This window comes from Kribbella sp. CA-294648, assembly GCF_050943845.1.
GTDB lineage: Bacteria > Actinomycetota > Actinomycetes > Propionibacteriales > Kribbellaceae > Kribbella.
The window spans coordinates 2,424,776-2,438,821 of the sequence record NZ_CP191981.1 but is presented as its reverse complement, the minus strand read 5'-3'; the positions used below and the strand labels follow the sequence as shown (position 1 = coordinate 2,438,821).

The 14,046-nt window shown below is 67.4% G+C and carries 9 protein-coding genes; 3 read left to right on the top strand and 6 right to left on the bottom strand.

The annotated features are described in order from the left end of the window. Positions 1-36: 36 nt before the first annotated feature. On the top strand, positions 37-906 hold the full coding sequence (locus ACQPYM_RS11825) for a helix-turn-helix domain-containing protein (RefSeq protein WP_433023255.1): 870 nt from the start codon (positions 37-39) through the stop codon (positions 904-906). 61 nt (positions 907-967) lie between these two features. Here ACQPYM_RS11825 and ACQPYM_RS11820 read toward each other — a convergent pair whose 3' ends face one another. Further along, positions 968-1,594: a DUF2461 domain-containing protein gene (locus ACQPYM_RS11820; RefSeq protein WP_433019241.1), complete on the bottom strand. Its 627-nt coding sequence runs from the start codon at positions 1,592-1,594 to the stop codon at positions 968-970. 199 nt (positions 1,595-1,793) lie between these two features. Between ACQPYM_RS11820 and ACQPYM_RS11815 the strand changes: the two genes are divergently transcribed. Further along, the gene (locus ACQPYM_RS11815) at positions 1,794-2,738 is read left to right on the top strand and encodes an NAD-dependent epimerase/dehydratase family protein (RefSeq protein ID WP_433019238.1); all 945 of its coding nucleotides are present in this window, start codon (positions 1,794-1,796) and stop codon (positions 2,736-2,738) included. 792 nt (positions 2,739-3,530) lie between these two features. Then, the gene (locus ACQPYM_RS11810) at positions 3,531-4,439 is read left to right on the top strand and encodes a quinone oxidoreductase family protein (protein WP_433019235.1); all 909 of its coding nucleotides are present in this window, start codon (positions 3,531-3,533) and stop codon (positions 4,437-4,439) included. 247 nt (positions 4,440-4,686) lie between these two features. Here the strand turns inward: ACQPYM_RS11810 and ACQPYM_RS11805 are convergent, their stop codons facing one another. The 5 genes from ACQPYM_RS11805 to ACQPYM_RS11785 all read right to left on the bottom strand — a co-directional run bounded on the left by ACQPYM_RS11805 (position 4,687) and on the right by ACQPYM_RS11785 (position 13,871). Beyond that, on the bottom strand, positions 4,687-5,841 hold the full coding sequence (locus ACQPYM_RS11805; protein WP_433019232.1) for an epoxide hydrolase family protein: 1,155 nt from the start codon (positions 5,839-5,841) through the stop codon (positions 4,687-4,689). Positions 5,842-5,874: 33 nt separating this feature from the next. Then, positions 5,875-6,171: a hypothetical protein gene (locus ACQPYM_RS11800; RefSeq protein WP_433019229.1), complete on the bottom strand. Its 297-nt coding sequence runs from the start codon at positions 6,169-6,171 to the stop codon at positions 5,875-5,877. A 280-nt stretch (positions 6,172-6,451) separates the two neighbouring features. Next, positions 6,452-9,298 carry a TIM-barrel domain-containing protein gene (locus ACQPYM_RS11795; protein WP_433019226.1) on the bottom strand — a complete coding sequence of 949 codons (2,847 nt, stop codon included), beginning with the start codon at positions 9,296-9,298 and terminating at the stop codon, positions 6,452-6,454. Then, a complete protein-coding gene (locus ACQPYM_RS11790) occupies positions 9,295-12,606 on the bottom strand; it encodes a TIM-barrel domain-containing protein (protein WP_433019223.1) in 3,312 nt (1,103 codons plus the stop codon). Before ACQPYM_RS11790 ends, ACQPYM_RS11795 begins: the two co-directional genes overlap by 4 nt. Before the next feature lie 83 nt (positions 12,607-12,689). Continuing rightward, positions 12,690-13,871, bottom strand: coding sequence for an ROK family transcriptional regulator (locus ACQPYM_RS11785; RefSeq protein ID WP_433019219.1), 1,182 nt, complete (start codon positions 13,869-13,871; stop codon positions 12,690-12,692). Positions 13,872-14,046 lie beyond the last annotated feature (175 nt).

Genomic DNA, 14,046 nt, shown 5'->3' with positions numbered 1-14,046 from the left:
CTGCCGTGTGGATCAAGCTGGGCGTCGGAGGTGACGGTGACGGAGTCGGGCGCCCAGAGCGGGCCGACCGCACTGCGGATCATCCTCGGCGGGCATCTGCGGAGGATGCGTGAGGCGGCCGGGATCACCCGGTCCGACGCCGGCTACGAGATCCGCTCCTCGGAGTCCAAGGTGAGCCGGATGGAGCTCGGCCGGGTCGGCTTCAAGGAACGCGACGTCGGCGACCTGCTGACGATGTACGGCCTCGACGACAGCGAAGAGCGCGAGCGGCTGCTGGCACTGGCCCGGGAGGCGAACAACCCTGGCTGGTGGCACCGCTTCGGCGACGTACTGCCCAGCTGGTTCCAGTCCTATCTCGGGCTCGAGGCAGCCGCCCAGCTGATCCGTACCTACGAGCTCCAGTTCGTTCCCGGCCTGCTGCAGACCGAGGAGTACGTCCGCGCGGTCGTCCAGCTCGGCCGCGGCCAGATCCCGGCCGAAGAGATCGAGCGCCGGGTCTCGCTACGGGTCAACCGCCAGAAGATCCTGCTGCAGCCGACCCCGGTGCGGCTGTGGGCGGTCGTCGACGAGTCGGTACTCCGCCGGCCAATCGGCGGGCGGAAGGCGATGCAGATCCAGCTTGAACACCTGATCGAGGCCTCGTACATGCCGAATGTCACCCTGCAGGTGATGCCGTTCGATTCCGGCGGCCACGCGGCGACCGGAGGCGCGTACAGCATCCTGCGTTTCCCCGAGCAGGACCTGCCGGACATCGTCTACATCGAGCACCTCACCAGCGCCCTCTATCTGGACAAGCTCGAAGACCTCGACCAATACACAGCCACCATGGAAGCCCTCTGCGTCGCCGCTCCCCCACCCAGCAAAACCCGCGACGCCCTAGCCGGAATCCTTCGCGACCTCGACTGAGCGTCAGCCGGGCAGTTCCTGCGGGCCCGATCCCGGCGTGCCAAGGTGAGTGGTTGATCGGTCAGGCGTTGGCCGTGACCCAATCGAGGAAGGGAGCCGTGGCGCGCCAGTCGTTGCGGATTTCGTCGAGTAGGGCTGGGGTGTGGATGATGGGTTCGAAGCCGTAGGACTTGCCGAGGGTCATGGACTTGTGGCGGAGTAGGTCGATGCGGGGGTGGGTGGCGTCGTAGCCGCGGGGGGTGGTTTTGAGTTTGTCGCCGCCTAGGGTCCAGCCCTCTGCCTGGAGGTCGGCCAGCAGTTTGGCCAGTTCGTTGCCTCGGCGGTCGTCGTCGATGGCGGTTCGGAGGCGGGCGAGACGGTCGGCGGGTGCCTCGTAGAAGCCTGCGCCGACGCGTACTCCGGGTGCCGCCACCTGGACGTAGTACCCGGTCGACGGACCGAGTGCGACGAAGGCGCCCTGGGCTGTCTTGTATGGCGTCTTGTCCTTGGCGAAGCGCACGTCGCGGTACGGCCGGAAGATCTTGGCCGGACCGAACTCCTCCTCCAGCCCGGCCAGCAACGCGACCATCGGCGCCCGGACGGACTCCTCGTAGATGTGTTTGTTCGCCGTCCAGAACGTCTTGCTGTTGTCCATCTCGAGATCGTCGTAGAAGTCCAGCGCCGCCGCCGGGAAACCGGTGAAACTCATGCCGCCACGATAGTTCGCCCGCCTAGTGTCCTGAGTCGGAGGTTCCTGCAGCAGCTCCGGTGTCCAGGTGCGTGCATCGCAAGGCGGAGGAGCGTCCTCGATGCGCAGCATCGTGGACGGTTCTCCAACGCCGCGAGGTGCGTGCCTGGGCGCCGGAGATGCGCAGGAACCTCCGACTCAGGACACTAGGGTGGACAGCATGCGGATCGTGGTCATCGGAGGCACAGGACATATCGGCAGCTACCTGGTTCCCGAGCTCGTGCAGGCGGGGCATCAGGTCGTCGTGCTCAGCCGCGGCGAGCGTACGGCGTACCGGGCGGGCTCGGCCTGGCGGCGGATCGAGTTGGTCAAGGTCGATCGCGAGGCGGAGGACGCCGCGGGGACGTTCGGGGAGCGGGTTCGCGCGCTCGAGGCTGATGTGGTGATCGACCTGATCTGTTTCACCGAGGAGAGCGCTCGGCAGCTCGGCGAGGCGCTTCGCGGTCGGGTGCGGCATCTGTTGCACTGCGGGACCATTTGGGTGCACGGGCCGAGCGCGCTGGTGCCGACGCCGGAAGAGGCGGTGACGGTGCCGTTCGGCGAGTACGGGATCGCGAAGGCCGCGATCGAACGCTACCTGCTCGGCCGCGACGGGTTGCCGGCCACCGTCATCCGCCCCGGGCACATCAGCGGGCCGGGTTGGGCGCCGGTCAACCCGGCCGGGCACCTCGACCTCGGCGTGTTCGAGACGCTGGCCAGGGGCGAGGAGCTGGTCCTGCCGAATCTTGGGATGGAGACCGTCCAGCATGTTCACGCGGCTGACGTCGCCGGCGTCTTCCTCGCGGCGCTGGCCAACCGGTCGGTCGCGGTCGGCGAGAGCTTCCACGCGGTCGCGGCGGGCGCGATGACGTTGCGCGGGTACGCCGAGGGGGTGGCCAGGTGGTTCGGGCAGGAGCCGCGGCTGGCGTTCCTGCCGTGGGAGGAGTGGCGCAAGACCGTCTCCGAACGCGACGCCCAGATCACCTGGGACCACATCGCCCACAGCCCCCACTGCTCGATGGAGAAAGCCGCCAGACTGCTGGGTTTCCAACCGTCGTACTCCGCCCTCGGCGCAACCCTCGACGCCCTCACCTGGCTCGTCGACAACAACAAGCTGTCGGTTTAGCGGCCACCCGGAAGCCGACCTGGGCGCGCGCCCGGAACGCGGCGAGGCCAGCCGGGGTTCGGGGAGTCTTTTCGTCGGGTCCGGGGAGAATCGTCCCCCCTCTGCACGGTGAGTATGCTCCCCGGTCGGCGGGCGAATTGTGCGGGTCCGGCATTGCGGTCGAGCGAGAGGTCGCCTCGGCGTGTGGGCGGGAGCTTTCGGAATCGGGCGCTCCGAGCCGCAGGCCAGCTCGGCCTTCGCGTCGGCGTTTCGGGGGTTGACCCCTGAGTGTGTGGGTTGCCCCCTGAGATTCTGGGGTGGCAACCCAGTACTTCGGGGGTTGACCCCTGAGATGGTCGGAAGTCAGGAAGCCGGGGCTCGGCCGGGCTTCGGCTCGGCGCCGAGCGAGTGCTTGGTGGAGGCGCGGGTGGAGAGTGCTTGGTGGGGGGTGCCGAGCGAGTGATGAGGGCGCGTGGGTGGGGTGTGCCGCGCGCGAGTGGTGAGGGCGCGTGGGTGGGGTGTGCCGCGCGCGAGTGGCGAGGGCGCGTGGGTGGGGTGTGCCGCGCGCGAGTGGCGAGGGCGCGTGGGTGGGGTGTGCCGAGCGCGAGTGGCGAGGGCGCGTGGGTGGGGTGTGCTGGTGGGTGTGCCGAGCGCACGGCGGGGGCGCGGAGGGTGGGGTGGGGGTGGTGGGGGTTGCAACAACGTGCAATGGGCGGGGTGGGGGTGGGGTTTCGGGCTTACGTTGGGGGTTCATCTAGAGGACGGGACCGGGGCATGCGTGCGATTCAGGTGAGCCGGTTTGGGGGGCCTGAGGTGTTGGTGCCTGTTGAGGTGGGGGCGCCGGTTGCCGGGGCGGGAGAGTTGCTGATCGAGGTCGACGCGGCCGGAGTGAACTATGCCGATATCCATCGCACTGATGGCACCAGCACGACAAGCGTCGAGCTGCCGTTCATCCCTGGTTCCGAGGTCATCGGGCGGACCTGGGACGGTCGCCGCGTCCTGGCCCACAACTTCAAGGGCGGCGGGTACGCCGAACTCGCCGTGGTGGCCGCCGACGACGCCGTCGACGTCCCCGGCCGGGTCGGTGACGCCGAGGCGCTTGCCCTCCTCATCCAGGGACTCACTGCCTGGCACCTGTTGCGCAGCAGCGCTCGCCTGTCACGCGGTGAATCTGTCGTGGTGAACGCGGCCGCCGGTGGAGTTGGGATCCTGGCCGTGCAACTCGCGAGGCTCTTCGGCGCCGGCCGGGTGATCGCTGTCGCTTCGACGGATGAGAAGCGGAAGCTCGCCGTATCGCTCGGTGCGGACATCGCCGTGGCGAGCGATCCGGACGGGTACGCCGCCAGGGTCGTTGCCGCTAACAACAATCGTCCGGTGGACGTGGTGCTCGAGTCGACCGGTGGCGCGACCTTCGGCGCGGCGCTCGGGGCACTGGCCGGATTCGGGCGGCTGGTCACCTATGGCAACGCCGCCCACGAGGGCCGCCCGCTCGTCGACCCGGCGCTGCTGGCCGAGCACAACCGCGCGGTGGCGGGCTTCTGGCTCCAGCCCGCGCTGAAGGCGCCCGGTGCCTTTCGCGAACCGCTCGCCGAGTTGTTCGATCTGGTTGCCACTGGCAAGCTCGAGCCGGTCGTCGCGGAGTACCCGCTCACCGAGGCCGGCCGCGCCCACGAGGAACTCCGCGCCCGCCGCACCACAGGCAAACTCGTCCTCCGCCCCTGACTCCCAGGGTCGGAGTGAGCCCATCAGCTCCACCGGCGCTTTGTCCCGGCCGACTGCGAGCCCATCAGCTCGGCCGGCGCTCGGTGTCCCGGCCGACAGCGAGCCGATCAGCTCCGTCGGCTCTCTGCGTGCCGACCGACAGGATGTAGTTGCGGTAGATCAGTGCACCTGAGCGCATCCCGCAGCCTCGTGTACAACGTCTCGGGGGTGCACTACCTGTCGGTCGGCACGCAGCTCGGCGTCGAGATCAGCTCGCCAGTTCGCGGAAGAAGGCTTGGATGTCGGCGGCCAGGAGGGTGGGGTGTTCGAGGGCGGCGAAGTGGCCGCCTTGGGGGAAGTGGGTCCAGCGGACCAGGTTGTTGGTTCGTTCGGCGATGTGCCGCAGGGGGATGAAGTTCTCCTGGGCGAAGTCGGCGAGGGCGGTCGGGGTGGTCGACGGTTCGATCGGGCGGCCGTAGTACGGGGCGTGGGCGCGTTCGTAGTAGATGCGGGCGGACGAGCCGGCGGTGCCGGTCAGCCAGTAGAGCATCACGTTGGTGAGCAGGTGGTCGCGGCCGATCGGCCCGTCCGACCATTCCTCGAACTTCTCCGCGATCCAGGCCAGCTGCCCGACCGGCGAATCGGTCAATGCGTAGGCCAGCGTCTGCGGCCGAGTCCCCTGCAGCTCGGCATACCCCTGACTCTCCTTCGCCCAAGCCTCAAACCGCCGCCAGGACGCCCATGTGCGCTCACGCTCGGCAGGCGACAGCTCCGCCAGCTCCTCCTCGGTCGGCTCGCTGGTCGCACCGGCCCCTGGAATGAGGTTGAGGTGCACCCCGATGACCCGATCCGGATGGATCCGCCCGAGCTCCCGGGAGATCCACGAACCCCAGTCACCGCCCTGTACGCCGTACCGGTCGTAGCCAACCCGTTGCATGAGTTCAGCGAAGGCCCGAGCGACTCGCTTGCCCTCCCATCCCGTTTCCGGGGTCGGGCCTGAGAGCGTGAAGCCGGGAATGCTCGGCATCACCAAATGGAAGGCATCGGCAGGGTCACCGCCGTACGAGCGTGGGTCGGTCAGCAGGCCCGCGATCTGCTCGAACTCGACGATCGAGCCGGGCCAGCCGTGGGTGATGAGCAGCGGGGTCGCGTCGGGCTCCGGCGATCGCACGTGCGCGAAGTGCACCCGGGTGCCGTCGATCGTGGTGGTGAACTGCTCCCACTCGTTGAGCCGCGCCTCGGCCGCGCGCCAGTCGTACTCATGGCGCCAGTACTGCGTGAGGTCCCGCAGATACGCCAGCGGTACGCCGTACGCCCACCCGGCGCCGGGCAGCTCGTCAGGCCAGCGGGTCAGGTCGATCCTGGCCCACAAGTCGTCCAGCTCAGCCTGCGGAACGTCCAGCCGGAACGGTTCGATGCTCATGGCACCAGCTTCCGGTACGACGTAACTCGGAGCTCAGGCGGCGACGCGGTCGCGGAGCACCTTCACGGCGAGGGCGGCGGCCAGACACAGCGCTCCGGCCACCAGGACGCCGGTGACCAGGGTGCCCGAGCTGTTCAGCCGCCCGTCGCAGGCCATCGGCGTGATTCCCGCGGCCGGCTGGAACACCGAGCCGCAGTCGACCCCGGTCGCAGACACCGACCGGAAGCCGAGTCCGATGCCGCCGAGCAGCAAAGCCACCCCGGCGATGATCAGGATCTTGTTGGCCGCGGTCATGCCGGCACCGACGCCGACGTGAGTTCTCGTGGGCATGCCGACGGCACGACCCGACTGCCCCGTTGCACTTCGCTCACTCCTGACTTCGACCGACACCTCTGGAGAACTTACGGTTCCTTGAACGTCTGACCACCTCCAGACGGGGGTCAGCAGCGAATCTTCACACAGTCCTTACTCAGGACATACCCGTCCGTGACCAGGCTCGCAGAGCGCGCGACAGTGGGTGACACTGGCATGACAGTGCCAGGAACTGGACGACTGTCCAGAAGCCGGAACGCGCTCTCCGGATACCGGAGAGCGCGTCGCGAGGAGGATCTCAGAAGCTGCCGGCGGTGGTCCCTCCCGATCCGCTCGCCGGGGTCACGAAGGACACGTTCGGATCCGGCCCCCACTGGTCGGCGGTCGCCGGATAGTTCGCTTCCTGGCGTTTGATGCACTTCCATTCAACGGTCGTGCTGGGCGGCAGGTTACTGATGGTTCCGGTCCAGATCGGATAACTTGTCGGGGCCAGCTTCACCGCGCTCGCCACCGACCAGGCCCCAAGTTGCGGCGCGCTGCCGACGACGTACACCGACTGCCCGGCCGTCGTGGTGCCGTTGGCGCAGCTGAAGGTCTTCGACACGACCGCCTGGCCGAGGGTGAAGACGAACGTCTTCGCGGTGCTCGTCGCCAGCGAGGCCGACTTGGCCACGACGAGGTTGCCGCCGGCGTTGTACCAGCCGCTGGCCGCCGCGTCGAAGGCCGCCTTGTTCGCGTACTGCGTCAGCGCGGTGCCGTTGAGCGTGACCCCCGACGCTTGCGTGTCGGCGACCAGCTCGACGACGTTCTGCCGCGAGGCGGGTGCTCCGGCGTAGGTGCCCGACGACGCCGCGATGCCGACAGTCGCCGTACTGCCCGATCTCTGCTGGGTGAGGTTGGTGGTGCGCTTCGCACCCGTCTGGTAGCCGACGGTCGAGCCGTCGTCCTCGGCGAGAGTGAACGACGACGCGGTGGTGTCGGCGTACACGCGGGCCACCAGCTCGTTGCGCGTCGTACCGTCGGCGCGTTTGCCGACGACGTTCATCGTCTGGTCGTCGACGTGCATCTTCGGGATGATCGCGCCGGCCCGGGCATAGGCGGGCAGCTGGAACTTGCCGTTGCGCCACAGCGGTACGTCGGTCAGTGTCTGGCCGGTGCTGACCGTCTTGGTGTTGGTGTAGTAGTCGAACCAGGTACCGGCCGGCAGGTAGACGTCCCGCTTGCGCTGGTTCGCCCCGGCCGCGACGCCGACCAGGAGGTCCTTGCCGATCAGCTTCTCGTGGCCGACCTCACGGACGTTCGGGTCGTTCTGGTACTGGTAGACCAGCGGCGGGATCAACGGTTCGCCGGTGGTGTGGGCCCGGTGCGCCAGCGAGTAGTAGTACGGCGTGAGCTCGTACCGCTGCCGCAGGTTGGCCAGGTTGCTCGGTACGTCGCCGATCGAGTCGGGTGAGGTCTCCGCGCAGTTGCAGAGGTTCTCGGTGTGCGGCCGGATCGGGACGTCGAACCAGGACGAGTTCGCGAACCACTGGGTGTAGAGCTCGTTCAGGTCGCTGTTCAGCATCTCCCGCCGGAAGCCGCCGATGTCCGAGCCGAAGTAGTCGATCCCCGACATCGACATGTGCATCTGGACGTTCTGCTGGGCGGCGAGCGCGGGCAGCTTCGAGCCGATGTCGCCGGACCACATCGCCGTACCGGTGCGCTGGATGCCACCGGCCGCTGACCGGGCGAGCATGAACGGGCGCTGCTGGACCGCGTTGTCCGTGTAGCCCTTCGCGATCCCGCGAGACCACTCCAGGTTGTAGAGGTTGTGGTAGTCGGAGTGGGCGTGCTTGCCGGGGAGCAGCCCCGCGGTCCAGTCGTTGGCGTCGTACATCTCGGGCTCGCCCAGGTCGAGCCAGTGGCCCATGACGCCGGCGGTGATCAGCGGCTGGCGCTGCGTGTTGTGCCACTGCTCGCTCGCGGCCGGCTGGGTCCAGTCGAGCATGCCGCCGCGGCCCCACCAGTCGTTCCCGGTCAGGTACGCCGGGCTGCAACTCGAGCAACCCGCCCGGATGAGATAGCCCGCCGATGCCATGCTCGAGTGCTCGGGGAGGTTCTTGCCGACGTACGACTCCTCGATCGTCATCACCCCGACGCCGTTGGTGTTCTTGTACTGCGCCAGCTTGGTGGCCGGATTCGGGAAGTTGACCGGGTCCCACTCCAGCGTGCCCATCCGGGTGTTGTCGGAGCCGGCCGTGACGCCCCCGAACCAGTTGACGTCGAGCATCACGCCGTCGGTCGGGAACTTGTTCGCCCGCAGGCCGTTGAGGGTGGCGTCGATTTCGCCCCAGTTGTCGTAGCCGTACTCCGACATCCACAACCCGAACGCCTTCTTCGGCGGCACCGGCGGCCGGCCGGTCAGTTCGAGGTAGTCCTTGCGGAGGTCGGGCAGGTCGGGACCGCTCATCACATACCACCGGAGCTGGTCGCCGAAGGTGTCCATCGTCCAGGGATCGCCGGTGAGGTTCCACTGCTGCTTGTAGACCTGGTCGACGAACAGGCCGTAGTTCGTGGTGTTGGCACCGACCGCGAAGAGCACCGGGATCTGCGCATTGCCGACCGGGCCGTTGTCCGTGTCGTAGAGCATCGCGTTGCCGTAGGCACCGCCGGTGCGCTGCCGCCCGACCCAGTCGCCGTCGGCACTCCCACCCATGAAGAACTGCTCGCCGAGCCCGTAGGCGTTCTGCATCGACGACTTGGTGAAGCTCAGCCCCTTCCAAGCTTGCCCGAGATTGCGCGGGCAGGTGGTGTTGAGCAGAAGCTGCGGGACCCGGGTGGTGTCGTAGACGGTCGCGCAGAGGGTGGACGTGTTGACATCGACCTTGATGCCGGGCGTCGTCAGCACCCCGCCAACCTGGTTGAGGCTGGTCGGGCCGGGATAGTCGGTCTTGGCGATCTGCGTGGTGGTGAAAATCGGCGACCCGGTGCCGGGACCACTCCCCGCACCCATCTCGAAATGCACCAGATCATTGTCGAGAAACTCCACGACGAGGTAGTTGCCACCGGCAGTGAACTGCACCCGCTGCACCGCCGCGTTTGCCGTTGCGGTAGGCAACACAACCAGCAGTGGAAGAAGGAGCAGGAATGCTGCGAGACGTTTCATGGGCGCACCACCGAGATGTTGTCCAGGTTGATGCCGCCGGTGCCGTAGAGGACTTTCACCACGCGTTTTCCTGCGGTCAGGTTGGTTGTCAGCGTGGCTGTTGCCCAGGTGTCCCAGTTGCCTGTGGTCGGGAGGTTGATGGTGCCGATGTTGACGCCATCCACCTGAATGGTGCGGGTTGCCGCGGTGGCGGCTCCGTTGGAGTAGCGGAGTTTGATGACGTGGCTGCCGGTGACACTCGCGTTGGTGTCGACCTGGACCGCATCGCCGGCCGTCTCGAATCCATCGACGAAGCCGGTGCCGGTGAAGCCGGCGTGGTTCGTGTTCGTCGTCGTACCGATGTTGCTGCCGAACTCGGCCTCGTAAGCCGCCTTGTCGACACCGTTCAGTACTACGCTTCGCGTCGCCGCGCTGGCCGCGGTCTTGACCATCGTCAACTGCTGGACGGGATCCCAGTACCAACCCTCCGCGGCTGCCTGCAATGCGGCGAGCGTGGCATGCGCCGTCATCGCGACGCCGCCCTTGGTCACCGAGGTCGGTTTGCTGGACGCCACCTGCAGAGTGCTTTTGGTGGCGAGCGGCGGAACGCTCACGGTGACCTGGTGCCCGGCGAAGTTCTCGGTCGAGGTGACCGGGCGGGTCTGGTTCGCCGAGTCCTCGAAGTACCCGTAACTGGTCGTGCCCGACGGATAGATGCGGAAGGCAAGGTTCGTGTAGTTGTCGACGCTGTTGCCGATGTTCCCGCCGAGTTCGTAGTTCGCGTTCAGGTTGAGCGGGACGATCGCGCCGGCCTTCGCATAGACCGGAATGGTGCTCGTGTCGGCGTTGTAGACCTTTGTACCGGCGCCCTGCGCACGACCGCCGTTCCAGAAGTCGTACCATTCGCCGGCCGGCAGGTAGACATTCTTGCTGGTCGCGCCCTGGGTGGTGATCGGTGCCACCAGCAACTGCCGTCCGAACATGTACTGCTGGTCCTGCGCGGCCGCCGTTGTGTCGTTCGGGTACGCGACGCTCATCGCCTGCATCATCGGCAGCCCGGTGGTGGAAGCGTTCTTGGCTTCCGTGTACAGGTACGGGATCAGGTTCATCCGGGTGTTGGCGAACTTGCGGAACTTCGGGATCACCGTCGTGTCACCCGAGCGAGCCTGCACGTTCCACGGCGTACGGGCCTCGGAGACACCAGGGTTCGACTTCTCCGAGTGGTACTGCATGATCGGCGAGAACGTCGCCTGCGCCGCAGAGCGGAGGTAGAGCTCGCTGCTCGGGAACGTCCCGGTGAAGCCTGCCATGTCCCACGACCAGAACGGGATGCCGGACTGACCGGCGCTCTGACCGGCCCGGACCGCCTGCTGGAAGGCATCGAAGGTCGACGCCTGGTCACCGGCCCAGAAGATCGAGTTCGCCTGCGCACCCGACGTACCGCCGCGACTGAACAGGACGCCCTGGGTGCCCGTCTTGGTCTCGACGAAGTTCTTGTAGGCGCGGGTGTACTCGTTCGGGTAGGCGTTGTGCAGCTCGTCGCCCTTGCGGCCGCTGCCACTCGTCACGTTGCGGCCGAAGACCGCCTCGCTGCCGTCGGTCTTGAAGCCGTCGATGCCGACCTCGTCGAACAGGTAGGACCGCTTGCTCATCCACCAGTTGGTGGCGGCGGCCTTGGTGAAGTCCGGCACAGTGCTGTTGCCGAACCACTGACCCGACGGGATCCGGTAGGGGCCGCCGGCACCGTCACCGAGAACGTAGCCCTGGGCAACGGCGTAGTCGCGGTCGTTGATGTGTTGCTGTGGCGCTGTCGGCGGATTGCTGTCGAAATCCTGTTTCAGCACCGGGATCTGCCACAGGATCATCTTGATGTTCTGGTTGTGCGCCGCGGTGACCATCGCCTTCGGATTGCTCCAGGCGCTGCCCGCGGGGAAGGTCAGATCGCTGTAAGCGAGCGCCTGGCTGCCCGGCTTCGGCGTGTACGTCGCGCCGTGCCACAGGTAGAAGGTCGCCTCGTCCGCCCACTGCTCGAGCACCATCGCGCTGTGCGGGATGTTGTTCGAGGTGACGTTCGCGAGCTCGGCGTTCACCTCGGCCTGGGTGTTCCACTCGTTCGCGGACATCCACAGCCCGAACGACCACTTCGGCGGCAGCTTCGGCCGCGCGGTGACGGCCGTGTACTGGTCGATCATCTCGGCGCGGGTACCGGTGAAGAAGTGGTAGTCGACGGTCGAGTTGAGCGCGCCACCGGTGTCGACGGTGAAACCCGCCATGTCACTCAGGTGGGTGCCGAGGTTGAACACGGAGTACCGGGTGCTGGGGACGTAGATGCCGTAGCCGGCGGAGTTCGTGAAGAACGGGACGCTGAGATAGGTCCGGGCAGTCGGGCCCTGGTCCTGGTACTGGTTGTAGACATAGTTGTGGACGTCCTTGCCCCGCTGGTTCAGCGCGTCGTATCGCTCGCCGAACCCTTCGAAGCGTTCGGCCGCGGGTGAGTGCCAATGGTCCTCGACCTTGGTGACCGTCGTACTGCCGTCGCTGGCCCAGCCGGTGTTGCGGAAGGTGGCCGGGTCGTACTGGCGGGCGATCAGGGTCGTTCCGTCACCCTTGTAGACGGCGACGCGGTACGGGGTCTTCTGGATCTTCACCACCACGTTGGCGGTGGCGAGCTGCAACGTGGTCGCGCTGTTGGTCAGCGTGTACGCCGAGGAGCCGCTGATGTTCAGACCGCTGCCGGTCGGCGCCACCTGGACGTGGAAGCGGTTCGCCGCCGGGAATGCGAACCGGACCTTGGGGGTGAAGCTGCCCGCGGTGTCGCCGGTGGTGACGTCGACGCTGGTCCCGTTGTTGACGTAGCCCGAGACGTTGCTGGTACCGGAGTAGCTGGTCACCGCGAAGGAGAACGGGCCGGTGGTCTTCTGGTTGGCGCCGTCGACGTCCGCGTTCACCGTGTAGGTGATCTTGTCGCCGCGCGCGAACGTGCCGAGTGGGACCTTCCAGTACGTGTTGTTGCCGCTGTTGTAGTCGAAGGCGGCGCCGATCGGCGTCTGGTTGACGCCGTTCTTGGTCCAGGTGATCCAGACCGTCTGGCCCGGTGAGACCGGCCAGGTGGTGGCCTTCACCTCGACGGCCTGGCCGGCCATCGGGTCGCGGGGCGAGCGCTCGGTCGGGGCGGTGTTGTAGAGCTCGTCGGCACCGTGCGGCGCGTGGAAGACGCCAGTCAGGGTGCCGGCGAACGCGGGGGTCGGGGTGAACTGGAAGACGACCGCTGCGAGCACCAGGAGCGCAGCGACCCACCGCCTTCGCGGGGGCGTCAGGGCATACCTCATCTACAGCCTCACGTCTCTCCGGCCGGCCGGCCGGTGTGATCCCACAGAGCGGGTGGGTGATCCCGCCGGAGCGGGTGGGGTGATCAGGCGGTGCGGGTAGTCAAAGAAGGGCGGTTGGTTTCGTCCGGGCGGAGGTTGGGCTGGAAGAGTTCACCGAGGAACAGGCCCGCGGCGCCCTGCGCCCAGGCCTCGTCGTCCCAGTCGTCGACGACGACCTCCAGGTCACGCTGAAGTCCGTCGAACACCGCTTGGCGCAGGGCTTCGTCGAAGCCGGGAAGGAAGAGGTCGCTCGCTCTGGTGCCCTCACCGGCGAGAACGATCAGCTTCGGGTTCAGCAGGTTGACCAGATTGCCGACGGCCGTCCCCAAGGTGCGGCCGACTTGATCGAAAATGTCACGGGCCGCCTCGTCGCCCTCCCGGGCGCGCTCGACGGCTTGTTCGATGGTGGTGGTTCCGGTGGCGGCGAGAATGGCGGGCTCACCGATCAGCGCTTCCAGACAGCCACGACCGCCACAGTCACACAGCGGGCCGCCAGCTTCGACTTTGGTGTGCCCGAACTCGCCGGCCCCACCCCCCGCTCCGCGGTACAGGCGGCCGTCGAGCACCATCCCGAGGCCGACACCGCGCCCGATGCTGACCACGGCAACGTCGGAGACACCGCGACCGGCACCGAACCACTGCTCACTGGCCACCAGGGTGTTGACGTCGTTGTCGACGACCACCGGCAGCCCGATGCGCTTCTCCAGCAGCGTGGCGAGATCGACGTCGTGCCAGTCTGAGTACGTCGCGTGCCGCACGACCCCACTGGCTCGGTCGATCACGCCGGCGAGCCCGACACCGACGCCGTACACGGGACTTGCCTTCGCTCTTAACTTCTTGACCACAGCGGCCACGGTTCGTACGACGGTCCCGACGTCATCGGTGGCGACCGGTGCGGTGACCCGTCCGACGATTCCCGCGTTGAGGTCGGTCAGTACGGCGATCACCCGCGTCTCGGTCACCTTGATCCCGATCACGTACCCGGCATCAGGTTTCAGCCCGAGCAGCACAGGACGCCGGCCGCCGCCGGACGACGCGGTCTCCCGCTCCTCGATCACGCCGGAGCCGATCAGCTCGCCGACGATCTCGGACACGGTCGGCAGACTCAGCCCGGTCCGCTTGGCCAGCTCCGTCCGCGACACCAGCCCGCCGCGCAGCTCCCCCAGCACCAGCGACGAGTTGATCTCCCGGATCAACTCCTTGCTCCCGGCTCGAACCGGCTGCATCCGCCCACCCCCTTACTAAGGTCACCGAAGGAAGTCCCCCGGACGCTAACCCCGCTCCCCACACCAGGTCAACAGTTCGTCCCAACCGACAGGAGGTCCTGCTGCTCGTCGGCCACCGCCACGCCTGAGCAGCCGACTACGGACAGTGCACGGCCGGGCACCTCCTGTTCTTCGG

What these genes read in the sequence shown, in the direction of transcription:
- ACQPYM_RS11820 (WP_433019241.1), bottom strand. Translation starts at nt 1,594, where the DNA reads ATGAGTTTCACCGGTTTCCCGGCGGCGGCGCTGGACTTCTACGACGAT.
- ACQPYM_RS11815 (WP_433019238.1), top strand. Translation starts at nt 1,794, where the DNA reads ATGCGGATCGTGGTCATCGGAGGCACAGGACATATCGGCAGCTACCTG.
- ACQPYM_RS11805 (WP_433019232.1), bottom strand. Translation starts at nt 5,841, where the DNA reads ATGAGCATCGAACCGTTCCGGCTGGACGTTCCGCAGGCTGAGCTGGAC.
- ACQPYM_RS11800 (WP_433019229.1), bottom strand. Translation starts at nt 6,171, where the DNA reads ATGCCCACGAGAACTCACGTCGGCGTCGGTGCCGGCATGACCGCGGCC.
- ACQPYM_RS11795 (WP_433019226.1), bottom strand. Translation starts at nt 9,298, where the DNA reads ATGAAACGTCTCGCAGCATTCCTGCTCCTTCTTCCACTGCTGGTTGTG.
- ACQPYM_RS11790 (WP_433019223.1), bottom strand. Translation starts at nt 12,606, where the DNA reads ATGAGGTATGCCCTGACGCCCCCGCGAAGGCGGTGGGTCGCTGCGCTC.
- ACQPYM_RS11785 (WP_433019219.1), bottom strand. Translation starts at nt 13,871, where the DNA reads ATGCAGCCGGTTCGAGCCGGGAGCAAGGAGTTGATCCGGGAGATCAAC.